The sequence below is a fragment of the Pseudomonas sp. MF6394 genome, assembly GCF_002018845.1.
Lineage (GTDB): Bacteria > Pseudomonadota > Gammaproteobacteria > Pseudomonadales > Pseudomonadaceae > Aquipseudomonas > Aquipseudomonas lactis.
This window is the reverse complement of the sequence record NZ_MVOJ01000014.1, coordinates 82,750-104,461: the sequence shown is the minus strand read 5'-3', so window position 1 is coordinate 104,461 and position 21,712 is coordinate 82,750. Positions and strand designations below refer to the sequence as shown.

Below are 21,712 nucleotides of genomic sequence, written 5' to 3'. Positions count from 1 at the left end.
CGAGTATTAGTTCTAGGTCTTCATCGAGTTCACCTGCCACGGAATCGCGGGAAGTAAAAAATGAGTTGGTTTGATCTGAAAATTGATGATTTAAAAGCTTTTACTGGTTCAATAGTAAAGTCTGAAAGCGGGGGGGGAGGCAGTGGATTTGCGGAGCTGTCTTTATCTGGGGTGGGGGGGAGGTGGTATTTTCTTGCATTCGTTTTGATTTTGGCTCTTGGGTATTTATCGATTTTTAGTGTAAGAAAACTAGATTTTTTTCTAGAAAATTCTAGAAAAATAGTTGCTGTTTTAGTGTCGGTAGTTCTTGTTTATGGTGTATTTGTTGTTGTACTACTTTGGAATCAAAAATTTGGTAGTATTCCGGAAAAACTGCGAGATGGGACTTTTGGCGACAGCTTTGGCACCCTAAATGCACTGTTCTCTGGGCTTGCTTTTTCTGGAGTTCTGATAACATTGTTGCTGCAAAGAGAGGATCTATCAGAAGCACGAGAGCAGAGTTCAATCCAACAGATAGAGTCTCAGTTCTATAATATGCTAAATCTTCAGCAACAAATTATACAGGGATTTGATTTGCATGTGACGCGTAACGACTCGAGAATTACAATACAAGGGCGAGATTGCTTCAGAAGCTGGCATAGAAAGCTCCGGATGGCCCACGCTAATCTACGTGTGACAGATAAGCAATTAGATGATCTTCATAGAGCTGTAAAAGCATATGATGAAATTTTTAGGGCCCATCAGGGAGATCTTGGCTTGTACTTTAGGAGTCTTTATTCGGTTTTTCGATTTATAGAGAAATCAAATTATATTGATAAAAAGCATTTCGCTTCTGTTGTTCGCTCTTTATTGTCTGACTACGAGTTGGTTTTTTTGTTCTATAATTGCTTGAATGAAAAGGGAGAGAAATTTAAAGAATTTGCCGTAAATTATTCATTGTTTGATAATATTGATATTAGACTGCTGATTAGAAAAACTCATGTAATTGCGATGGATAGAGAGGCGTTTGGAGATAATGAAGTTGTACTTAAATTACTAGGTTAGGGTTTTTACTAGTTTAGTTAAGTCGGCCTACTAGTTTCTTGGGGCATGCCTCAGATCTGTCAACGTCTCATTCCGAAATATCCGAGCAACGTTTTGGTTAACAGGAGGTTGTGGCGCGGGTAAGTCAAGAGGTGCTCAGAGCATCGTCCAATATCCGGTACATCTAATGATGGTAATTTCAGAGGGCCACTGATGGTTGGTGGTCGACTCTGACTCAGGGTCTGTCGATACCTGGCTGCCTCTAGCTGCCGTTCCTTTTCGGCCACCGCCACGTGTTGTTGCGCAGCCTTAGTCGGCAGTTCCTTTACCGTATCCCATAGCTTGGCCTCACTTGACCCGGATCGAACTGTCACCGCGCTCCAGGTGTGCCCAGGTCGGTTCTTCGATCAAATCGTGCTCTGCATCCTCACCAGCAGATATTCGTTTGCGCACAACATCGTTGTGATTTCGAATTTCCTTGAGTCTGGTGGCGATAGCTTTTTTGTCCGCAACGATGTCCGTTTTAACCACGGTAAAGTCGTCGGGGAGGTCGTCTTCTTTGTCGACGATTACCTTCTCGGGAGCCAGCGCTAGAGTGATGGTGAACAGAGGGCGCTTGATCGACTTGATGTCGGCAGCCTCCATGTTCCTACGCAGGTAATCGTTGAGCTTGCCGATGGTGTTCTTCTTAATCCGCTTGAGTTCATTCAGGCGGTCGATCTCTTTTTCAATCGCGTCGATATCACCGCCGATGTTGCGTGACAGCATGACAACGCTTTCAGCCTTCACCTCAAACTCACCAATGATGCCATCCACAGTGTCTTGGATAGCCTGGCTCAGGCTCTCATCATCTGTGTCGGCCAAGGCTGCCAGTTCGGCCAACTGACCGGTCAGTGCGTAGAGTTCGGTCATGCTGCTGACTCCTCATCGAATTTAGGGGAGAGGTCTCTCAACTCTTTGGCGATTCGTTTGACGGCGGTGTCGTCATTGCGCGCAGTGAGTCGACGTACCGCATGGTCATGGATCTTTTTGAGCTCCTGCGCCGACTGAGCACCCTTCATGGTCTCAATGACGGACCTGATGTACTCCAAGCGTTCTTGTTGCTGCCGTTCTTCTTCTGCGACCCGGTCTTCTGCCTTGAAAATGGCGACTTCATCTCGTACAGCGTCGACATAGGCCGCATCGTCGAACAGGCCCATGTGGATGTCGGCCGAGAAACCGAGTGGCTGCAGACACTTGCCAATGGCATCGGTGAGTGACTTCTTGGCTGCTTCCCAATCAGTCAGAATTTTTCCTTGCTGCAGGAATACGAATGGCGTGTGTCCGTAATGTTGGACGGTGCATTTCTGACTTTCTTCGCCGAGGTACCACAGTTCGATTTTGAGCGTGTGCAGCTTCGCGTTGATGAGCGGTGCGTCGGGCCACTCTTTGGTTGGCGCCTGGAGTGGTGCGCCCTCATCAAACCGGTCCTCGAGGACCGTCCAACTGAATCGCCCCGGGTTTCCTAGACACCTCTTTGCCTTAAACTGAGGTCAATTAGGAGGTGCCATGAGCAACCCGCGTTACCCCGAAGAATTCAAAATCCAGGCGGTTAATCAAGTGACCGAAAAGAAGCTGCCTGTCGCTGATGTGGCGGCCCGTCTCGGCGTGTCGACGCATAGCCTCTATGCCTGGATAAAGCGCTACAGCAAACCTCAAGCAGAACGGCAGCAAGACGATGATCAGCACGCGGAACTGCGGCGTCTGCGAGCCGAACTCAAGCGGGTCACTGAAGAGCGAGACATCTTAAAAAAGGCCGCCGCGTACTTTGCCAAGGAGTGCGGTTGAAGTACGCCTTTATCAAGCAGCGAGCCGGTGACTATTCCATTCGACGGCTTTGCGTGACGCTGAAAGTCCATCCCAGTGGCTATTACGCCTGGTTGTCTGAGCCGCAATCTGCACGCGCCAAAGACGACCAGCGACTGCTGGGTTTGATCAAGCATTCATGGCTGGAAAGCGGCGGCGTTTATGGCTATCGCAAAGTCCATGACGATCTGTGCGAGGTCGGTGAAGTTTGCGGGCGCCATCGTGTGGCAAGGCTGATGCGGCTTGAAGGGCTGCGCTCTCAGACAGGTTATCGACGCCGCCCTGGCAAGTATGGCGGTAGGCCAGCGGTCGCCTCACCCAATTTGTTGAAGCGCCAGTTCGATGTCGTGGAACCCAACAAGGTTTGGGTCACCGACATCACCTACATTCGTACGTATGAAGGCTGGTTGTATTTGGCGGTGGTGCGGGACCTGTTTTCTCGTCAGGTCGTTGGCTGGTCAATGAAGGCGCAGATGACCAGTGATTTGGCTATTGATGCGTTGTTGATGGCGGTTTGGAGGCGTAAACCGAAGCAAGAGGTGATGGTTCATTCCGACCAGGGCAGCCAGTACAGCAGCTCCGATTGGCGCAGCTTTTTGAGCGCAAACAATTTGGTTGCCAGTATGAGCCGCCGAGGTAACTGTCATGACAACGCCGTGGCCGAGAGCTTTTTCCAGCTTCTGAAACGGGAACGGATCAAGCGAAAAACCTACATTACGCGGGAAGATGCTCGTAGTGATGTGTTCGATTACATCGAGATGTTCTACAACGTAAAACGCCGCCATGGTTTCAACAATCAGCTGTCACCGGTAGAGTTTGAAAAGCGTTACGCAATGAGCTTGCAAGGTGTCTAGAGAATCCGGGGCGATTCATGGAATGTCCCCAAGAGTCAGCTCATGCTATTTCTCACAACGGCTGAACGACCGCTTTCCACAGTCGAGACTTGGCACTCCAAATGCCCGCTCCGGGTCGAACGATTTCGTACGTGAGTGGCTGCTTTGGCCGAAAGCGGTCAGACGATTGATCTGATTCCCTACTCTTTTGGTTTCGTAATGAATTTTTTTCCAACCTTATTTAAAAAAGCAGGTACGAAAATCAGTTCCGCAACCCAAATCGTCCCCCTTGCCTCGCCTGGCTTACAGGCTTCTGAGGTTCACCACGGTGCGGAACTGAGTTTTAGCCAACCATTTGTTAAATAAGGAAAAATCCGTGGATTGCAAATCCGCCTACGCCGGTTCGATTCCGACCTCGGCCTCCACTCTTAGAAACCCCGTAGGTTAACGTCTACGGGGTTTTTTATTGCCTGGGATTTAGCAATACCGCCACCGACCTCATTGGGTGAAACTGATCGAAGCAAATGATGTCCGATTGCTATCGGCCAAGGACGAGGTCCGCCAAGCGCGCATTGGGTCTACGCTCATTAAAGCCTCAAACGACCTCCTCACGCCGTTTTAGCCGCGCGCTTATCCTGCCAGCGCAGAATAACGCCCGCACTCATCAAAGCTGACAGAGTGACCCATGAAACAAAAAATTCTTCTTGTAGCCGTGTGCGCTGCACTCATCCAATGCTGTGCCGCCCCTTCCAAAAGCCATGAAGAATCACCTTCGATGCCAACTACCTCAGCCGCTGTAGCCCAGCCAACCTTATCTGCTTACGACTGGAACCTGGTCTCGGCAACGGATGCGTCGGGCAAGCCTCTCGTGGCGATGAACAAAGGCATCGAGCGCAAGTTGCGTGTCGCCTTCGGTGACAAGAACCTGAGCATCAGCGGCGGCTGCAATCGTCAGTTCGGCGGCTATCACTATCAGGACGGGGTTCTGAAGGTTCAGCCACTGGCCTCTACGCTGATGGCCTGTGACAAGAGCCTGATGGACCTTGACGCCCAGGTAGGGCGGCTGTTCAAGGGCGATCTGCGCGCTGTGATCACCGGCGATAACAGGGCGCCGATGCTGCAACTGACGACAGCGGACGGCTCGGTGCTCAAGCTGCAAGGCGAGGCCACCCCGCAGACCCGCTACGGTAGCGAGGGTGAGGTCAAGTTTCTGGAAGTGGCGGCCAAGACGGTCAAGTGCAGCCATCCTTTGATTCCAGATTATCAGTGCCTGCAAGTGCGTGAGCGTCGCTATGACGACGCGGGCCTGCAACTGGCGACCCAAGACACCTGGCATCCGCTGTACCAGCCTATCGAAGGCTTTGTGCATCATGACGGCGTGCGCACTGTGTTGCGGGTCAAGCAGTACGAATGGAAGAATCCGCCAGCGGATGCGCCTTCGACGGTCTACGTGTTGGATATGGTGGTCGAGCAGGACGCTTCTGGCAGCAAGTAAGCTCGCGCAAACCCCGTAGATTAGCGTCTACGGGGTTTTTTATTGCGTGTGACTTACCCGTTTTTCGACGAGTGACACGTCTAGATCAAGGGTTATAGCCCGATCGGGGTTGTCACCTGAGGATTTGCCGACTACCCTGAAAATGTTTGAATTATTACAAACAATTTCGGTGTGGCTGTTTTTTCGGTCATACGGCTTCAGGACGAGGAACGAAAAATGTTTTCACATGAAGGTACTGCGCTAGAGCTGTTGGTCTTGGTTTTTGGCGTCACTGGGTTGTTGTTGATCGCCTGGTTTATTCACCATCAATACGAGCTCAGGTCGCGCAAGCATGTAAAAAAACAACATGCCGCGGGCCAGCAGCGTGAAGCTCAAAGCCGCTAACCGTCCCTTCACCTGTGCCAGCCTTTACGGCTGGCCTCAGAATCCGGCTTTCAAAGGTCTGCAAGGTTTTCCCGAGCCCACTGCTCGGCAGTGGTGACCGGAATCGACTGTTGCTCGTTGAAGGTGGCCGCCTTAGGCCAGGCCACACCTTTGCCTTGTGCGAATACGGCACGGTACTTCTTGATGTGGTGTGTGGGGTCTTGCTCCAGTGCCTGCATGAGGTAGTCAACCGTCCACACGTTGCGCTTGAACGAACGATCCAGAACACGCCCCAGCATGCTCGCAACCTGCCCATACGTCACGGTGTCGCCGGCCAGGTAGACAATCTGATTGCGCAGGCGCGGTTCGAAGAACACGATTTGCGCTGTCAGCGTGCCGATGTCGTCTGGCGTGGTGAGCGTCACGCTATTCTCCAGACTGCCCAGGGCGTTGACTGTGTTGTTGTCGAAGTCGACGACCTCGAACACCGGCTCGAACAGGAAGCTGGTGAACATGCCTGTCGAGATGATGACCCATTCAGTGTTGTCCTGGGCGCGCAGCAACTCGCGCACATCGAGCTGAGCATCGAACAGATCCTGGGGGCTGCCCCGGCCAATCACTTCGAAATCCACGCCGAACTGCCACGGGAAGTAGCGCTTCACGCCGGACTTGAGCGCGGCGGTCGCCAGCTTCATCGGGGTTTCGCGGCCCGCGACCATGCCCGCGCAGCCGATCACGGTATCGAAGCGTGCGAAGACCTTGGCAAGTTGATCGATTGAGTCGTTCACCAGGTCTGCGGCGACCATCTGAATGCCCAGGCCGCGCAGCTCATCGATCTCTACCTTTTTTTCGGGCACTTGCGTGTTGATGGTCGACTCCCTTAGCAACACGCTGAGGGTGGAGCCGGGCGCGCGTTTGGCCTCACGCGCCAGATTGCGCAAAACCGGCAGGCCGAGCTCGCCGGCGCCTAGAACAAGGATCGATTGAGAGGGAAGTGGGGTCATTTCAGGCATGATTTCTCCGCAGACCTGTTGGCGATAAGATGAGTTCATGCTGGCACGATTCGGCAGCGCTCATAAGAAGGCACACGGGTGATACCAGGGGTAGAAATGACCGATCATGAAACGCTCAGCCAGGCAGAAGTTATCTGCCAGTCGCTCAGGGAAGAAGACGATGGCGTCAGGCGTGAAGTCCTGGCTCACGCCGGTAGCCGCTGGTCACTGGGCATTTTGCATGCCTTGGGTGTGTACGGTGCGATGCGTCATGCCGAGATAAAACGGCAGATGACAGGTGTGACTCAGCGCATGTTGACCAAAACTCTACGCGCCATGGAGCGCGATGGTTTGTTGGTTCGGCGCGAGTTCGGTGAGATTCCGCCCCGCGTCGAGTACGAGCTGACGCCCCTGGGCCGAGAGCTTTTGATTCGCATGTCGCCTATCTGGACCTGGGTGGTGGAAAACGTGGAGGACTTTCGCAAGGCTCGGCGTATTTTCGACAGTCAGGAGGGCAAAAAACCGGCGTGGCAGGTTCCCACACCGATTCCCGATGCGCCTCGGTAAGCGCAACTTCTCGATGAAGGCTGTGCAAGTGTATGCCTCGATCCACCCCTAGCTGTACGGGGCGCAGCGCGCCATAACCCACTACTGTCGCAGGCACATCACCACCGCTTGGATGCCGCGCCATGTTCATGTCCACCAGCCTGTTATCAGCCTTCGTGCTGTTCGCTTTTGTCTCTTCGATCACCCCTGGGCCCAACAACACCATGTTGCTGGCCTCAGGCGTGAATTTCGGCTTTCGCCGTTCGATGCCCCATGCGCTGGGGATCAGCATCGGCTTTATGCTGTTGGTGATCTGTGTGGGGCTGGGCTTGGGCGAGGTGTTCAAGCTGTTCCCGTGGGCTTACACATTGTTGCGTTATGTCGGCGCCGCGTATTTGTTGTACCTGGCGTGGAAGATTGCCAATGCGGGCGGCATGTCTGACAACCCGGATGAACACGGCAAGCCGATGACCTTCCTCGGTGCGGCGGCCTTCCAGTGGGTCAACCCCAAGGCATGGATCATGGCGCTAGGGGCGATCACTACCTACACGCCTGCCGAGGGTTATGTCACCAATGTGCTGGTGATCGCCCTGGTGTTTGCAGTGGTCAACCTGCCGAGTGTGTGCGTGTGGGTGGGATGTGGCAGCGGCTTGCGTAACCTGCTGCGTGAGCCGCGCTGGTTACGGATGTTCAACTGGTCCATGGCCGGGCTGTTGGTATTATCGCTGTATCCGATGCTGTTTTTGGGCTGAGGTGGCGTAGGTAACCACGATGCGAAGCGAGTCGCTCTTGCTCTTGATCTGCTTTTGATCTGAAGCGCCCCGTTAAACCCCGCTGGCCGGAATTCGACAGGGATTTGGGGGGGTAAACCGGCAGGGATGCCGGTTTAGCCGCCCCGCGCCATGGATGGCGCGTGGCGGCGGCCCCCCCAAATCACTGGCGGATTACGGGCACACCGAGCCTAAGCGAGGTGCCGAGGGGTGGGGCAAGAGCGCTTTGGTTACTTTCGCGCTTTTCGAAAGTGACCCGCCGTCAGGCGGAACCCTAAGTGGCCGTTACCTCAGCAATGGATATGTACACAATCCAACTGTATTGACCGCCAGGCCGCCTTCGCGAGCAAGCCCGCTCCCACAGTTTGGACCGCGGGGTGTCAGGTAGAGACGTGTCGGCTGATAGGCCGCCATCGCAGGCAAGCCAGCTCCCACAGTTGGATTGCAGGGTGTCATGGAGATAGGCGTCGGCTGTCAGGCCGTCACGGGAGCAAGCTCCCTCGCCACACTAATGCGGGCTTAGACCGGCGAGATGGTCGCCAACATGCCGATGCCAATGGTCAACACCAAAAAGCCGAACAGGAAAATTGCCATCTTGGTCATAAGGCCTCCGAGGGGAAGGGGACGACAGGAATGTCGGGATGGGGCTATTGTCCGCCTCAAGCGGTTTTCAATACAGGCGCAGATCGAAAAGAAAAAACCGTATCAGATCACCGCGCAGCGCCTGGGCCGTGGCTTTTCAAGCGAACAGTTTTTATCAAGATCAGCGCCATGGCCGCTACCCGCCCTGAGCGTCACCTGAGACAGCCACTGCATTTGCCCCTAAGATAGCGCCCACTGCACAACAATAAGCGTGGGCCGACCCTCGATGGAAAGACGCCAGTTCAGCGGTGGCATGCAAGGCAAGAACCTGCGCTACCTCAGTGATAACCCCCAGCAATCAACCTCGGTCACCCGTGTCGGTTTCCTGCTGCTCGAACACTTTTCGCTTCCGGCCTTTACCCAGACCCTCGATACGCTGGTGACCGCCAACCTGTTGCGCCCCGATCTGTTCGCTACGCGCACCTTCGGTTGGGGGGAGGGCGAAGTCATCAGCGACCTGGGCCTGGTCATTCGCCCGGATGCGAACCTGATGCTGGCGAGCTTGCAGGACTTGGACTTGTTGGTGATCTGCGGTGGTTTTCGCACCGAACTCAAGGCCAGCGAGCCGTTTATCCAATGGCTGCGCAGCGCGGGTGAAGCGGGCGTGCGCCTCGCCGGTTTGTGGAACGGCTCGTGGTTCCTCGGGCGTGCGGGGCTGTTGCAGGGTTACCGCTGTGCCATCCACCCCGAACATCGCCCGGCATTGGCCGAAGTGTCCAAGGCGGCGCAGGTCACCAGCGAACCCTATGTGATCGACCGCGACCGCCTCACTGCGTCCAGCCCCTCGGGGGCTTTCCACATGGCACTGGACTGGATCAAGAGCTTGCATGGCAAAGCCTTGGTCGAAGGCATCGAAGATATCCTGGCGTTCGAAGAGTCGCGCTACCGCCGTATCAAACCCACCGAAAATATGTGTGTCAGCGCGCCGCTGCGCGAGGTGGTGAAGCTGATGGACGCCAACCTCGAAGAGCCCCTGGAACTCGATCAACTCGCCGTCTACGCCGGCCGTTCCCGCCGCCAGTTGGAGCGCCTGTTCAAAGAACAGCTGGGCACCACGCCGCAGCGCTACTACATGGAACTGCGCGTCACTGAAGCGCGACGCCTGTTGCAGCACACCGAGTTATCCCAGGTGGATGTGCTGGTGGCGTGCGGGTTTGTCTCGCCGAGCCATTTCAGCAAATGCTACAGCGCGTATTTCGGCTATCGCCCCTCGAAGGAGAAGCGGTTGGTCAAGTAGCCTGGCGTGTGTAGAAAGATTTTCACAAGGAGTGGCAATGGACATCACGCTTTTGGATCGTTATCGCGGCAGCCTACTTGGGCTGGCGTGTGGCGACGCTGTAGGGACGACCGTTGAATTCATGCCCCGTGGCAGCTTTTCTCCCGTGACGGATATGCTAGGCGGCGGACCGTTTAGTCTCAAGCCTGGCCAATGGACTGACGATACGTCCATGGCACTGTGTCTGGCCGAAAGCCTGTTGCGCAAAGGCGGTTTTGACGCGGTGGACCAGATGGGGCGTTACCTGAATTGGTGGAAGTGGGGTTACTTGAGTTCTACCGGAGAGTGTTTTGATATCGGCATGACGGTTCGCGAAGCGCTGGAGCAATTTCAGCAAAGTGGCAACGCTTTTGCGGGCTCAACGCATCCGTACTCGGCCGGCAATGGTTCAATGATGCGCCTCGCACCTGTGGTGTTGTTTTACTTTCCAGATAGGGCGCACATCCACCTGTTTGCCGAGCAAAGCTCGCGAACTACTCATGCCGCGCAGGAGGCTATCGAGTGCTGCCTGCTGCTGGCCGAGGCTATCAGCAATGCCCTGAGCGGTGTTCCAAAGAAGCAGGTGCTGAGCTTTTCCCACACCGTGCTGTCGGCCCCTAAGGTCAAGGCTATCGCCTCTGGCGATTATCGCGATAAAACCTCTGCTCAAATTGTTGGCTCAGGTTACGCGGTGGCTTCGCTGGAGGCCGCATTCTGGTGTTTCGATCAGACCTCAAACTTTGCTGACGCGATACTCACCGCCGCCAACCTTGGGGATGATGCAGACACTACTGCCGCAATTGTTGGGCAACTGGCGGGGGCGTATTATGGCGTCCAGGCTATCCCCGCCGATTGGTTGAACAAACTATGGATGCGCGATGAAATTCAAGAAACGGCTGATGCGTTATTCAACACTTCGCACCTACAACAGCAAGGTTCAGAAACGATCCAGCCGATAAGGCTGTAATTCTGGCACACGCTCACCCGCCGCAAGCTGCCCAACCCTCTCGGCCGTCACCGCTGCTTGTGTCAGCCCCAGATGCTGGTGACCGAACGCAAGCAGTACCTTGCCCTCGCACACCCGGTCAATGATTGGCAGTGAGTCGGGCAGGGAAGGGCGAAACCCCATCCAGGGTGTGGCTTCGCTGTGGCTCAAGTCGTGTCGGAACAGCCCTTTGCTCAACCGGTGCAGCTGCCAGGCGCGTTGCATATTGGCCGGGCGGTCGAGGCCGGCGAATTCGACCGTGCCGGCCAGGCGCAGGCCACCGGTCATGGGCGTCATGATGAATTTTCGCTCCAGCGAAGTGACCGCGAAGGGCAGTCGTTGTTGTTCGTGGGGCAGCATCAGGTGGTAACCGCGTTCGGTGTCCAGTGGCACTTGTTTGCCGGTGAGTGCAGCGGTGAGTTTGGCCGAATGGGCGCCGCAGGCGATCAGCACGTGCGGTGCTGTCAGTACGCCTTGGTCGGTCATCAGGGAAACGCCGCTGCCCTCCAGGCGTGCATCCAGAACGCGCTGCTGAAGAAATTGCACCCCTTCGGCCTTGGCCGCGCTCACCAGTTCGCCAACCACCGTGTACGGGTCCAGAAAGTGCCCGGTAGCCGGGAAGAACAAACCGCCTTGTATGGCGTCGCTCAGTTGCGGCGCAGCCTTGCGCACCGCATCGCCGCTCCAGGACTCCACGGCGACGCCTTGCTGCCTCATGCGCTGCTGCAACGCATCCAGTGCAGCGCGGGATTCGGCGCGCTCATACACCAATAGCGAACCGTCTTCACGCAGCAATGGCGCTTGCCCAATCGATTGCAGCAAGCGTTGCCACGCGCCCAGGCTGCCTTCGTTCAGCGCGCGAAGGCCGGCCACGGTGCGCTGATAACGCGCTGGCCGCAGGTTCAATAGCAGGCGGATAAACCAGGGCAGGGCGCGGGGCAGGTAGGTCCAGTCCAGGCGCAACGGGCCCATGGGATCCAGGAGCATGGCGGGCAAGCGCTTGAGGATTGACAGGTCGGCGATGGGGAAGACTTGCTCCGTCGCCAGGTGGCCGGCGTTGCCGTAGGAGGCGCCCATGCCGGGTGCCTGCGCGTCGAGCACCACGACTCGCCGGCCTTGGCGTGCCAACTGCAAGGCGCAGGCGACGCCGATAATGCCGGCGCCGACCACGACGATGTCTGCTTGATTGGGATCGGCCATGGTTATGCTTCTCGCTGGCCGTCGAGCAGACGCCGCAGTTGCAGCGGGTTGTCGTGCTGCAGGGCAGTGGGCAGCAAGGCGTCCGGGAAATCCTGGTAACACACCGGGCGCAGGAAACGCAGAATAGCCGCCGTACCCACCGAGGTGCTGCGCGCATCCGAAGTCGCCGGAAAGGGCCCGCCATGCACCATGGCGTCACACACTTCTACGCCGGACGGCCAGCCGTTCACCAGCAAGCGCCCAGCCTTGCGCTCCAGCACTGGCAGCAGTGCCCGGGCCTGTGGCAGGTCGTGGTCATCCATGTGCAGGGTGGCGGTGAGTTGACCTTCCAGGTGTTCGGACACCTGGCGCATGTGCTCGACATCGCGGCATGCCACCACCAGCGAGGCGGCGCCGAATACTTCGGCTTGCAGGTGTTGATTGTTCAGGAACGCCTCGGCCTGGGTCACGAACAGACGGGCCTGGCCCTGGTTCGGTCCGTTTGCTGGCAAGCCCTTGGCGGCTATGTTGGCGTGTTGGGCCAGGGTCTCCACACCGGTTTCGTAGGCGTTGAAGATGCCCGGTGTGAGCATGGTCTGGGCCGAGCAACCCGAGAGCCGGTCACTGGCTGACTGAATAAAGCGGTCCAGAGTGGCGCCTTGCAGGGCAATCACCAGGCCAGGGTTGGTGCAGAACTGGCCGGCGCCTTGGGTCAGCGACGCCACGAACCCTTCGGCCAAGGCTTCGCACCTAGTTTCAAGTGCAGCAGGAAACAGGTATACCGGGTTGATCGAGCTCATTTCCGCGTACACCGGGATCGGCTCCGGGCGTGCCTGCGCCGCTTGGCAGAGGGCAATGCCGCCACTGCGCGAACCGGTAAAGCCCACAGCCTTGATGCGCGGGTCGCTCACCAGTGCGATACCCACCTCGTTACCCGCGCCGTAGAGCAGTGAAAACACACCCTCCGGCAAGCCACAATCTTTCACCGCCTGGGCGATGGCGCAGCCCACCAGCTCGCTGGTGCCGGGGTGCGCGTTATGCGCCTTGACGATCACCGGGCAACCGGCGGCGAGTGCCGACGCGGTATCGCCGCCCGCCACGGAGAAGGCCAGAGGGAAGTTGCTGGCACCGAACACTGCGACGGGGCCGAGGGCGATATGGCGCTGGCGCAGGTCGCCACGGGGCAGGGGGTGGCGCTGGGGCTGTGCGGTATCGACGCGCACGTCAAGCCATTCGCCCAGGCGCACGGTGCGGGCAAAAGCGCGCAGTTGCCCGCAGGTACGGCCGCGTTCACCTTCAATGCGTGCGCGAGGCAAGCCAGTTTCGGCGCAGGCGCGTTCGACCAGCTCATCACCCAAGGCTTCGATGTGGGTGGCGATGGTTTCGAGCAACGTGGCGCGATCTGCCAAGGTGGTTTCGCGGTAAGCGTCAAACGCGGCCCACGCCAGTGCGCAGGCCTGATCCACGTGCTGCTCATCCCCGCCAGCGTAGGCGGGTTCCAGTGGGGTGTTGGTGGCGGGGTTGATCGCGCGGATCGCATCGCGATGGCCGGAGATGGATTGCTGACCGATCAGCAGCTTGCCTGTCAGAGTCATGGGGACATCCTGGAAAACAGAGGAGTGTTGTAGGAGCGAGCTTGCTCGCGAAAAACGTGCCTACAACGCGTTCATTCAGGCTGAGCGCGTTATCGTTAACGATCTTCGCGAGCAAGCTCGCTCCTACAAAGAATCAAGCGGCGTTCTGTTCTGTCGACCAGTTGGCATACCACTGGCGGAACAGCGCGTACTGCTGCTCGGCATAGCGGCGCTGGGCCGCGCTGAGCTCGTCGGTTTCGTTGAAGTGCAGGGCGTAACCCTGGTCACCGTTGAGCACCATCAAATGCTTGTAATACAGCACCAGGTCGCAGCCCTCGTCGAACGACGACAATACCGCCAGCGCAGCTTCCAACTCACGTGCCTGGCGCCGCGCCTTGGCATCGCCCTTGGCGGCTTTTTTGCTCAGGGCCACCAGTTGCAGCACTTCGCGCGGCAGTGCATTGCCGATGCCGGTGATGGCGCCGGTGGCGTTGCAGTTGACGAAGCCGTGGACCACTTGGGTATCGACGCCGACCATCAGGGTCACATCGTCATCCTGGGAGGTGATGTTTTCCGCGGCATAACGCAAGTCGGCGGCACCGCCAAACTCCTTGAAGCCGATCAGGTTCGGGTGTTCGCGGCGCAGTTCGAAGAACAGGTCGGCGCGGGTGGCGAAACCGTAGTAGGGGCTGTTATAGATCACCGCCGGCAGGTTGGGGGCCGCGTTGAGGATCGCTGCAAAGTGGGCCTTTTGCGCGGTGACCGAAGCACCACGGGACAGCACGCGGGGAATGACCATCAAACCATGGGCGCCGACTTTAGCGGCATGGGCTGCATGGGATACGGCTTCACGGCTGTTCACCGCACCGGTGCCGACGATGGTTGGCACACCCGCCGCCACCAGGCGCGCCACGCCTTCCTGGCGCTGGGCCTCGGTGAGCAGCGGCCAGTCGCCCATGGAGCCGCAATACACCACGGCACTCATGCCGATGTCGATCAGCTCGCGACCCTTGGCCACCAGGGCGTCGAAGTCCGGTTGGCGTTCGGCGGTGCAAGGGGTCATCAGGGCGGGCATGCAGCCGGTAAAGATGTTGTCGCTCATGGTGCTAACTCCGGTTTCAGTTGAATTGATCAAGGGCTCAGATGCCCCAGGCAAACGGGTCTTGTTCGTCGATCAGCAGGGTGCTGTCGGCGGTCATGTAGGCGCGGCCGGTGATGAAGGGGCGTACGTGTTCGCCGTCCCACTCATAGCGGCCGAGGAATTGGCTGCCGGTGATGCTGGCTTGTACCCAGGGTTCTCCTGCGGCCAGTTTTGCGTCGGCGGCCAGGCAGGCGAGCTTGGCGCTGGTGCCGGTGCCGCAGGGGGAGCGGTCATAGGCTTTGCCAGGGCACATCACAAAGTTGCGGCTGTCGGCGTGGGCGTCGTCGGCGAACAATTCGATATGGTCGATCAGCGCACCGTCTGCGCCACGGATGCCTTGGGCTTCGAGGGCCTTGAGCATCGCCCAGGTGTAGTCGGTCAGGGCCTCCACGTTATCCATCTGCAACTCATGGCCGTGGTCCGACACCAGGAAGAACCAGTTGCCGCCCCAAGCGATGTCGCCCAGCACCACGCCGTGCCCAGGCACCTCAACAGGCACCTGTTTGCGATAGCGGTAAGCGGGCACATTGCGCAGGGTCACGCTGCCGTCGTCGTGCAAGGTGGCCGCGACCGGGCCGACCGGCGTATCGAGGCTGTGCACGCCCGGTTGGATCAGCCCCAGGTGGTGCAGTGAGGCAACCAGGCCGATGGTGCCGTGGCCGCACATGCCAAGGTAGCCGGCGTTGTTGAAGAAGATCACCCCGCAGGTCGCCCCCGGCGTGACGGGCGCGCAGTACAGCGCGCCCACCAGTACATCGTTGCCCCGTGGCTCCAGCAGGCAGGCGCGGCGCCATTGATCGTGATGGGTGCGCAGGTGCTCCAGTTGGTCGGCGATCGTGTCGCCAACCAGCGTGGGGAAACCGCTCATGACCAGGCGCGTAGGTTCACCGCCGGTGTGTGAGTCAATCACGTGCAGCCGTTTCATAAGGCACTCCATCAGTGGGTGGTCGGGGACAGTGGGGCGCTGTAGTGCGTGTCGCTGACGGCTTCGCTTTCGTCCTCTTCCTGTTCAAGGCGCACCAAGTGGGCGGGCACGCCGGTGGCGGCGCCCCAGTAGTAGATGCCCAGGGCGCAGGCCGCCACCACCAGGGTGTCAAACGGGTGGCTGATCACGCCGATACCGCCAAAGCTGCCGAGTTTGGAGAGCAGGATGGTCACGGCGTAGAAGCCGATCAGCCAGGCCGATGAGCGAACTTGTTGCTTGAGGTTCAGGTGCGCGGTCGGCACCCAGCGTGCGCAGAGCAGGTACACCACAAACATCAGGATTTGCAGGCCCAGCAGCCAGGACACGGTGCTCCAGCCCGACCAGTACACGATCAGCGCAGCGATGATGAACGACAGCGGGCCCAGCACCGCCATGCCCTTGACCCGAAACGGGCGTGCCATGTCCGGTGCATTGCGGCGCAGGGCGGCGACCGTTACCGGGGCCACGGCATAACTGAGGATCAGGGCAGCGGACACCACGTTGATCAGCGCTTCCCAGGACGGGAACGGCAAGGTCCAGAACACCGACAGGCCAAAGGTCAGCCATAGCGCCGGGCGCGGGATGCCGGACTTTTCATCGATGCGCGTGAAGACCTTGAAGAAGGTGCCGGTCTGCGCCCAGCCATACACCACGCGCGGGGTGGCGTTCATGTAGATATTGCCGCAGCCGCTGGGGGAGATCACCGCATCGGCCACCACCAGGTAGGCCAGCCAGCCCACGCCCAGCGCCAGGGCGATATCGCGATAGGGCAGGGCCAGTTCCTTGCTGATGCCGGCCCAGCCATTGGCGAGCATTTCGGTAGGCACGCCGCCGAGGAACGCGGTTTGCAGAAGCACATAGATGGCCGTAGACAACAGTACTGAGAGGATCAGGGCGATGGGGATGGTGCGCTGTGGATTTTTCACTTCGCTGGCCACCGAAATGATCGGCGTGAGCCCCAGGTAGGCAAAGATCACCCCGCCTGCCGACACCGCCATCTCGATGCCCGACAAGCCGAACGGTGCAAACCCATGCACTTGGAAGTTCGCAGGCTTGAAGAAGGTAAACAGCACGCCGATCACCAGCAACGGCACGATGAACTTGAACACGCTCACCAGGTTATTGGCGATGGCAAAGGTCTTCACGCTGCGGTAATTGAGCACAAAGAACAGGCACAGCAGGGCAAATTGCACCAGCCAGCCCAGGGTAGTCGGGTCACTGGAGCCGGCCTTGGTCAGCTGGGGAAACCAGGCTGCCGCGTATTGACGCGAGGCGACCACTTCAATCGCCACCAGGCTGGAAAACGCGATCAGCGTGATAAAGCCCATCAGGTAACCCAGCAACGGGCCATGGGAGTACACCGGGTAGCGCACCACGCCGCCAGCGCGGGGCAGGGCGGCGCCGAGTTCGCAGTAGACAATGCCCAGCAACAGCACAGCGAACCCCCCGAGCAACCAGGAAAAAATCCCCGCCGGGCCTGCGATGGCAGACACGTGGCTGGCGGCGAACAACCAACCCGAACCGAAGATGGCCCCCAACCCGATAAAGGTGAGGTCCATCAGTGACAGCTGTTTCTTGAACTTGCCTTGGCCTGACATAGCGGCGCCTTCTTGTGAGTTATTGGATAGGCATGCAGTGGCGCTATCCTGAACCCACAGGCCTGGCTGACGATTGGTGTTTTATGCGGCGATGGATGACGAATTCAGCACAATTTGCCGCGCTCGACAGCGCTCGGCCTATGGCGCAATCTGCTGGCTGTCGACGAATAAAAGGGCAGATAAAGTCATGTTGCAGAGCGCGTTCGCGAGCCTTTTCCAGGGCAGCCGACCCCACAGCATCGAGCAGCTATTGAGCGGGGTAGAGCAGTTGCTGCCGATGCTCGATGTACTGCCCAATGCCGCGATTTTCATCAAGGACATCGACGCCCGCTACGTGCTCGCCAACCGTACCCTGGTGCAACGCTGTGGTCTCAAGCAACTGCAACCGTTGCTGGGCAAGACCAGCGCCGAAGTGTTTCCCGCGCAATTGGGCCCCGGTTATACCGAGCAGGACCGACGTGTGTTGAAACAGGGTTTGGTACTGGAAGACCAACTCGAATTGCACCTCTACGGCACCCGCGAACCCGGTTGGTGCCTGACCCACAAATGGCCGCTGTACAACCGGCTAGGCGCGATCATCGGCCTGGCCGGGATCTCGGTAGACCTGCAATCGGCCAGTGAAACCCACCCGGCCTATCAGCGCCTGGCGGCGGTGGACGAACACATCCGCAGCCACTTCAACCGCCGTGTCACCCTGGGTGAACTGACCCGAATCGCCGGGATTTCCGTGGCGCAACTGGAGCGTTACTGCAAGCGCGTGTTTCACCTCACGCCCCGGCAAATGATCCAGAAAGTCCGGCTGGAACATGCCCGGCGGTTGTTGCATACCGAGTTGCCGATTACCGAGGTGGCGCTGCAATGCGGCTACACCGATCACAGCGCGTTTACCCGGCAGTTCAAATCTTCAACCGGCTTCACGCCGAGGCAGTACCGGCAGGCGACGCAAGGCTCGGTACCAGACGGCATGCCAGACGCATAACCATTGTGGGAGCGGGCTTGCTCGCGAATGCAGAGTGTCAGTGCCGGATAGGCTAAATGACCCACCGCATTCGCGAGCAAGCCCGCTCCCACATTTTTGAGCCGCCGCCAGCCCCGACGCTATTGCGATGCAACGAATGGCGCGCGCACCCCTCATATGCTTACACCGAGATTTTTCACCACCACAGGTACCGAGCTTATGACCGCGGCGAACAACGATCATGTGAACTGGCTGGTGCAACATTCCATGCTCCACGCAGCGCGGCAGCGGGCCAAGCTCTATTCGGGGCAAGGGCGCTTGTGGCAGCAGCCCTATGCACAGACCCGGCCGCGTGACGCTTCAGCCTTGTCGTCCGTGTGGTTCACTGCCTACCCCGCGTCGATTGTCACCCGCGAAGGCGGCACCGTGCTGGAAGCGTTGGGGGACGAAACCCTGTGGCATACCCTGTCCAAAATCGGTATCCAGGGCATTCACAATGGCCCGTTGAAGAAGTCCGGTGGCTTGTCTGGTACCGAGCACACGCCGACCATCGACGGTAATTTCGACCGCATCAGCTTCGACATCGACCCGCAACTGGGCACCGAGGCACAATTGCAGGCGTTGACGCGCATGGCTGCCGCGCACAATGCGGTGATCATCGACGATGTGATCCCGTCCCACACCGGCAAAGGCGCGGATTTTCGCCTGGCGGAAATGGCCTATGAGGACTATCCCGGCCTGTACCACATGGTCGAAATCCGCGAGGAAGACTGGCCGTTGCTGCCCGACGTGGCCGACGGACGCGATGCGCAAAACCTCAGCCCCTCACAGGTAGACGCGCTGCGCGACAAGCACTACATCGTCGGCCAATTGCAGCGGGTGATTTTCTTCGAGCCCGGCGTCAAGGAAACCGACTGGAGCGCCACCCCGGTGGTGCTCGGCGTAGATGGCAAGCCGCGACGCTGGGTCTACCTGCATTACTTCAAGGAAGGCCAGCCGTCGCTCAACTGGCTTGACCCTTCGTTTGCCGCGCAGCAGATGATCATCGGTGATGCGCTGCACGCCATTGATGTGATGGGCGCGAAAATCCTGCGTCTGGATGCTAACGGCTTTCTCGGCGTGGAGCGCAAGCTCGACGGCACGGCCTGGTCCGAAAGCCATCCGCTGTCGATCACCGGCAATCAGTTGCTCGGCGGCGCCATTCGCAAGGCGGGCGGCTTCAGTTTTCAGGAGCTCAACCTCACTGTGGACGACATCGCGTCCATGTCCCATGGCGGCGCCGACCTGTCCTATGACTTCATCACCCGGCCGGCCTACCAGCATGCGTTGCTGATGGGCGACACCGAATTCCTGCGCCTGATGCTGCGCCAGATGCACAGCCTCGGCATCGACCCCGGCTCGCTGATTCACGCGCTACAGAACCACGATGAACTGACCCTGGAGCTGGTGCACTTCTGGACGCTGCACGCCCATGACAGCTTCCTGTTCCAGGGCCAGACTTTCCCCGGCAACATCCTGCGCGAGCATATCCGCGAGCAGATGTATGAACGACTGACCGGCGAACATGCGCCGTATAACCTCAAGTTCGTCACCAACGGCGTGTCCTGCACCACTGCCAGTATTATCACTGCAGCCCTGGGGATCCGTGACCTGGAGGCGATCACCCCGGCGGATATCCAGCAGATTCGCCAGATCCACTTGCTGCTGGTGATGTACAACGCCATGCAACCTGGGGTGTTTGCCTTGTCCGGCTGGGACCTGGTGGGCGCGTTGCCGTTGGCGGCCGAAGACGTGGCGGACCTGATGGCCGATGGCGATACGCGCTGGATCCACCGTGGCGCCTATGATCTGGTAGACCTGAACCCCGACGCTGAGCTGTCGGCGGGGCAAATGCCGCGCTCCAAAAGTCTGTATGGCAGCCTGAACAGCCAACTGCAGGACCCAGAGTCCTTTGCCTCCCAACTGCAAAAAATCCTCGCCGTGCGCCGCGCTTACGACATCGCCGCGAGCCGCCAGATCCTGGTGCCAGATGTTGAGCACCCAGGCTTGCTGATCATGGTTCACGAACTGCCGGCGGGTAAGGGCACGCAAATCACTGCGCTGAATTTTGGTGCCACGCCGATCACCGAAACCTTGCACCTGCCCAACATCGCACCGGGGCCGGTGGTGGATATCATCAATGAGCGGGTGGAAGGCGATTTGACCGAGGAGGGCGCGTTCACGATCACGCTGGACGCTTATGAAGGGCTGGCGTTGCGGGTGGTGAGCAGCACGCCGATGTAAATCGCCTGTAGGAGCGAGCTTGCTCGCGAAAAACGTCAACGATAACGCGTGCTTCCTGAATAAACGCGGCGTTTGTGAGTTTTTCGCGAGCAAGCTCGCTCCTACAGGGTAAACCAGACGATCAGTGGTGCTTGTTCTTGTGCTTATGCTTGTTGCCTTTGTGCTTGCCACCACCGGAACGATGACCGCTCTCGTCATCGGCCAGATTATTACCCAACGCGCCACCGGCTGCGCCGCCCACGCCCGCGCCAATGGTGGACCCGGTGCTACCGCCCAGGCGATTACCAATCAGCGAGCCGCCCGCCGAGCCCAAACCGCCGCCAATCGCCGCTTCGGTCTTGTTGCCCTTCTGCGCACCCACCGCACTCCCGGCTGCGCCCCCCACGCCTGCACCGATGGCCGCACCGGTCGAGCCACCCAGCTGTTGGCCGACCACATTGCCCAACACACCGCCGACACCGCCTCCCAGCGCCGCCGTACCATCTCCAGCGGCCAGGGCCCCTTGGGAGATCAGGATGCCCAATGCCAGGGCCGGGAATGTCATTTTCATTTTTTTGTACCTCAAGGGCTGTCTCAGGCGCTCACGGGTTAAAGCACGCCTGGCGGTGTGATTAGAGCACAGGCCACCGCACCAGGGTCTCGGTGATTGCCCGTGCGCAAGAAATTTTTTTCAGCCCTCTTGAATTCTTTTAGCGCGTCCATAAATTTTTGATCACGCGATGCCGAATCCGGGTCGCGTACTAAATCACTTGGAGAAACTCAGGAGATTTTAAAATGGCTACTACCCTGTCGTTGGCCCCACTGTTCCGTCAATCGGTGGGCTTTGATCGCTTCAATGATCTGTTCGAGTCGGCGCTGCGCAGCGAGGCTCCGAATTCCTATCCACCTCACAACGTGGAAAAGCACGGTGACGACGCGTACCGCATTGTCATCGCCGTCGCTGGCCTGACCGAGGAGGATCTGGATATCCAGGTCGAGAGGGGTGTATTGACGGTTTCCGGCGGAAAACGCGAAACCGACGATAAGGTCGCTTACCTGCACCAGGGCATTGCCCAACGTGCGTTCCGGTTGTCGTTCCGCTTGGCCGACCATATCGAAGTACGTGGCGCATCCCTGACCAACGGTTTGCTCAACATCGACCTGCTGCGTGAAGTGCCTGAAGAGGCCAAGCCAAAACGCATTATGATTGGTGGCGAGGCCAAGCCCGAGCTGCGTCAGGTCAGCTTGCAGTAAAACAATCGGCGGTAAAAAGGCGCTCTGCGGAGC

The 21,712-nt window shown here is 58.6% G+C and carries 22 protein-coding genes; 13 read left to right on the top strand and 9 right to left on the bottom strand.

Annotated features, from left to right (window positions below):
* Positions 1-60: 60 nt before the first annotated feature.
* On the top strand, positions 61-1,044 hold the full coding sequence (locus MF6394_RS16455; RefSeq protein ID WP_078467069.1) for a putative phage abortive infection protein: 984 nt from the start codon (positions 61-63) through the stop codon (positions 1,042-1,044).
* Between the two features lie 327 nt (positions 1,045-1,371).
* Here MF6394_RS16455 and MF6394_RS16450 read toward each other — a convergent pair whose 3' ends face one another.
* Together MF6394_RS16450 and MF6394_RS34310 are read right to left on the bottom strand one after the other, a co-directional pair.
* The gene (locus MF6394_RS16450; RefSeq protein WP_078467068.1) at positions 1,372-1,935 is read right to left on the bottom strand and encodes a siphovirus Gp157 family protein; all 564 of its coding nucleotides are present in this window, start codon (positions 1,933-1,935) and stop codon (positions 1,372-1,374) included.
* On the bottom strand, positions 1,932-2,222 hold the full coding sequence (locus tag MF6394_RS34310) for a hypothetical protein (protein WP_177345143.1): 291 nt from the start codon (positions 2,220-2,222) through the stop codon (positions 1,932-1,934). The genes MF6394_RS16450 and MF6394_RS34310 overlap by 4 nt, the downstream gene beginning before the upstream one ends.
* 349 nt (positions 2,223-2,571) lie before the next feature.
* On the opposite strand from MF6394_RS34310, the gene MF6394_RS16440 reads away from it, so the two are divergent.
* The 4 genes from MF6394_RS16440 to MF6394_RS34305 all read left to right on the top strand — a co-directional run bounded on the left by MF6394_RS16440 (position 2,572) and on the right by MF6394_RS34305 (position 5,580).
* Positions 2,572-3,722, top strand: a protein-coding gene (locus tag MF6394_RS16440; protein WP_102047795.1) for an IS3 family transposase whose coding sequence is annotated in 2 segments (ribosomal slippage) — positions 2,572-2,806 and positions 2,806-3,722 — 1,152 coding nt in all. Because the reading frame shifts where the segments join, the coding sequence is not laid out codon by codon here.
* A 135-nt stretch (positions 3,723-3,857) separates the two neighbouring features.
* Complete coding sequence (locus tag MF6394_RS33835) at positions 3,858-4,067, top strand: hypothetical protein (protein WP_146552280.1); 210 nt, start codon at positions 3,858-3,860, stop codon at positions 4,065-4,067.
* Between the two features lie 409 nt (positions 4,068-4,476).
* The gene (locus MF6394_RS16435) at positions 4,477-5,196 is read left to right on the top strand and encodes an META and DUF4377 domain-containing protein (RefSeq protein WP_228391085.1); all 720 of its coding nucleotides are present in this window, start codon (positions 4,477-4,479) and stop codon (positions 5,194-5,196) included.
* 216 nt (positions 5,197-5,412) lie between these two features.
* The gene (locus MF6394_RS34305; protein ID WP_164545331.1) at positions 5,413-5,580 is read left to right on the top strand and encodes a hypothetical protein; all 168 of its coding nucleotides are present in this window, start codon (positions 5,413-5,415) and stop codon (positions 5,578-5,580) included.
* Between the two features lie 50 nt (positions 5,581-5,630).
* Here the strand turns inward: MF6394_RS34305 and MF6394_RS16430 are convergent, their stop codons facing one another.
* Positions 5,631-6,572: an aromatic alcohol reductase gene (locus tag MF6394_RS16430; protein ID WP_069557668.1), complete on the bottom strand. Its 942-nt coding sequence runs from the start codon at positions 6,570-6,572 to the stop codon at positions 5,631-5,633.
* A gap of 96 nt (positions 6,573-6,668) precedes the next feature.
* Between MF6394_RS16430 and MF6394_RS16425 the strand changes: the two genes are divergently transcribed.
* The 5 genes from MF6394_RS16425 (at position 6,669) to MF6394_RS16405 (ending at position 10,731) form a co-directional block, all read left to right on the top strand.
* A complete protein-coding gene (locus tag MF6394_RS16425) occupies positions 6,669-7,118 on the top strand; it encodes a winged helix-turn-helix transcriptional regulator (RefSeq protein ID WP_003191562.1) in 450 nt (149 codons plus the stop codon).
* 122 nt (positions 7,119-7,240) lie between these two features.
* Complete coding sequence (locus tag MF6394_RS16420; RefSeq protein WP_044274166.1) at positions 7,241-7,849, top strand: LysE family translocator; 609 nt, start codon at positions 7,241-7,243, stop codon at positions 7,847-7,849.
* Positions 7,850-8,411: 562 nt separating this feature from the next.
* Positions 8,412-8,669: a hypothetical protein gene (locus tag MF6394_RS34155; protein WP_153474837.1), complete on the top strand. Its 258-nt coding sequence runs from the start codon at positions 8,412-8,414 to the stop codon at positions 8,667-8,669.
* Between the two features lie 93 nt (positions 8,670-8,762).
* On the top strand, positions 8,763-9,746 hold the full coding sequence (locus MF6394_RS16410; protein WP_050516238.1) for a GlxA family transcriptional regulator: 984 nt from the start codon (positions 8,763-8,765) through the stop codon (positions 9,744-9,746).
* A 37-nt stretch (positions 9,747-9,783) separates the two neighbouring features.
* Positions 9,784-10,731 carry an ADP-ribosylglycohydrolase family protein gene (locus MF6394_RS16405; RefSeq protein ID WP_047710971.1) on the top strand — a complete coding sequence of 316 codons (948 nt, stop codon included), beginning with the start codon at positions 9,784-9,786 and terminating at the stop codon, positions 10,729-10,731.
* Here the strand turns inward: MF6394_RS16405 and MF6394_RS16400 are convergent.
* The 5 genes from MF6394_RS16400 to MF6394_RS16380 form a co-directional block, all read right to left on the bottom strand.
* Positions 10,702-11,949, bottom strand: a complete 1,248-nt coding sequence (locus MF6394_RS16400) for an NAD(P)/FAD-dependent oxidoreductase (RefSeq protein WP_078467066.1) — start codon at positions 11,947-11,949, stop codon at positions 10,702-10,704. The genes MF6394_RS16405 and MF6394_RS16400 overlap by 30 nt on opposite strands.
* A 2-nt stretch (positions 11,950-11,951) precedes the next feature.
* Positions 11,952-13,523: an aldehyde dehydrogenase (NADP(+)) gene (locus tag MF6394_RS16395; RefSeq protein WP_078467065.1), complete on the bottom strand. Its 1,572-nt coding sequence runs from the start codon at positions 13,521-13,523 to the stop codon at positions 11,952-11,954.
* Positions 13,524-13,656: 133 nt separating this feature from the next.
* Entirely contained in the window at positions 13,657-14,604 is a 948-nt protein-coding gene (locus tag MF6394_RS16390) for a dihydrodipicolinate synthase family protein (RefSeq protein ID WP_078467064.1), read from the bottom strand.
* Positions 14,605-14,641: 37 nt separating this feature from the next.
* Positions 14,642-15,568 carry a 4-hydroxyproline epimerase gene (locus MF6394_RS16385; protein ID WP_078467063.1) on the bottom strand — a complete coding sequence of 309 codons (927 nt, stop codon included), beginning with the start codon at positions 15,566-15,568 and terminating at the stop codon, positions 14,642-14,644.
* An 11-nt stretch (positions 15,569-15,579) separates the two neighbouring features.
* Entirely contained in the window at positions 15,580-17,205 is a 1,626-nt protein-coding gene (locus MF6394_RS16380; RefSeq protein ID WP_047710967.1) for an APC family permease, read from the bottom strand.
* 187 nt (positions 17,206-17,392) lie between these two features.
* Between MF6394_RS16380 and MF6394_RS16375 the strand changes: the two genes are divergently transcribed.
* Together MF6394_RS16375 and treS are read left to right on the top strand one after the other, a co-directional pair.
* Complete coding sequence (locus MF6394_RS16375) at positions 17,393-18,184, top strand: AraC family transcriptional regulator (protein WP_047710966.1); 792 nt, start codon at positions 17,393-17,395, stop codon at positions 18,182-18,184.
* A gap of 198 nt (positions 18,185-18,382) precedes the next feature.
* On the top strand, positions 18,383-20,446 hold the full coding sequence (treS, locus tag MF6394_RS16370; RefSeq protein ID WP_078467062.1) for a maltose alpha-D-glucosyltransferase: 2,064 nt from the start codon (positions 18,383-18,385) through the stop codon (positions 20,444-20,446).
* A 121-nt stretch (positions 20,447-20,567) separates the two neighbouring features.
* Here treS and MF6394_RS16365 read toward each other — a convergent pair whose 3' ends face one another.
* Positions 20,568-20,996, bottom strand: a complete 429-nt coding sequence (locus MF6394_RS16365) for a glycine zipper domain-containing protein (RefSeq protein WP_034135058.1) — start codon at positions 20,994-20,996, stop codon at positions 20,568-20,570.
* Between the two features lie 224 nt (positions 20,997-21,220).
* Here MF6394_RS16365 and MF6394_RS16360 point away from each other — a divergent pair, with 224 nt between their 5' ends.
* Complete coding sequence (locus tag MF6394_RS16360) at positions 21,221-21,679, top strand: Hsp20 family protein (protein WP_003191546.1); 459 nt, start codon at positions 21,221-21,223, stop codon at positions 21,677-21,679.
* Positions 21,680-21,712 lie beyond the last annotated feature (33 nt).

Coding starts and splice junctions, on each gene's coding strand:
- MF6394_RS16380 (WP_047710967.1), bottom strand. CDS start 17,205: ATGTCAGGCCAAGGCAAGTTCAAGAAACAGCTGTCACTGATGGACCTC.
- MF6394_RS16420 (WP_044274166.1), top strand. CDS start 7,241: ATGTTCATGTCCACCAGCCTGTTATCAGCCTTCGTGCTGTTCGCTTTT.
- MF6394_RS16375 (WP_047710966.1), top strand. CDS start 17,393: ATGTTGCAGAGCGCGTTCGCGAGCCTTTTCCAGGGCAGCCGACCCCAC.
- MF6394_RS16360 (WP_003191546.1), top strand. CDS start 21,221: ATGGCTACTACCCTGTCGTTGGCCCCACTGTTCCGTCAATCGGTGGGC.
- MF6394_RS16365 (WP_034135058.1), bottom strand. CDS start 20,996: ATGAAAATGACATTCCCGGCCCTGGCATTGGGCATCCTGATCTCCCAA.
- MF6394_RS16455 (WP_078467069.1), top strand. CDS start 61: ATGAGTTGGTTTGATCTGAAAATTGATGATTTAAAAGCTTTTACTGGT.
- MF6394_RS34305 (WP_164545331.1), top strand. CDS start 5,413: ATGTTTTCACATGAAGGTACTGCGCTAGAGCTGTTGGTCTTGGTTTTT.
- MF6394_RS16385 (WP_078467063.1), bottom strand. CDS start 15,568: ATGAAACGGCTGCACGTGATTGACTCACACACCGGCGGTGAACCTACG.
- MF6394_RS34310 (WP_177345143.1), bottom strand. CDS start 2,222: ATGGGCCTGTTCGACGATGCGGCCTATGTCGACGCTGTACGAGATGAA.
- MF6394_RS16425 (WP_003191562.1), top strand. CDS start 6,669: ATGACCGATCATGAAACGCTCAGCCAGGCAGAAGTTATCTGCCAGTCG.
- MF6394_RS34155 (WP_153474837.1), top strand. CDS start 8,412: ATGCCGATGCCAATGGTCAACACCAAAAAGCCGAACAGGAAAATTGCC.
- MF6394_RS16400 (WP_078467066.1), bottom strand. CDS start 11,949: ATGGCCGATCCCAATCAAGCAGACATCGTCGTGGTCGGCGCCGGCATT.
- treS (WP_078467062.1), top strand. CDS start 18,383: ATGACCGCGGCGAACAACGATCATGTGAACTGGCTGGTGCAACATTCC.
- MF6394_RS16395 (WP_078467065.1), bottom strand. CDS start 13,523: ATGACTCTGACAGGCAAGCTGCTGATCGGTCAGCAATCCATCTCCGGC.
- MF6394_RS16405 (WP_047710971.1), top strand. CDS start 9,784: ATGGACATCACGCTTTTGGATCGTTATCGCGGCAGCCTACTTGGGCTG.
- MF6394_RS16390 (WP_078467064.1), bottom strand. CDS start 14,604: ATGAGCGACAACATCTTTACCGGCTGCATGCCCGCCCTGATGACCCCT.
- MF6394_RS16450 (WP_078467068.1), bottom strand. CDS start 1,935: ATGACCGAACTCTACGCACTGACCGGTCAGTTGGCCGAACTGGCAGCC.
- MF6394_RS16430 (WP_069557668.1), bottom strand. CDS start 6,572: ATGCCTGAAATGACCCCACTTCCCTCTCAATCGATCCTTGTTCTAGGC.
- MF6394_RS16410 (WP_050516238.1), top strand. CDS start 8,763: ATGCAAGGCAAGAACCTGCGCTACCTCAGTGATAACCCCCAGCAATCA.
- MF6394_RS16435 (WP_228391085.1), top strand. CDS start 4,477: ATGCCAACTACCTCAGCCGCTGTAGCCCAGCCAACCTTATCTGCTTAC.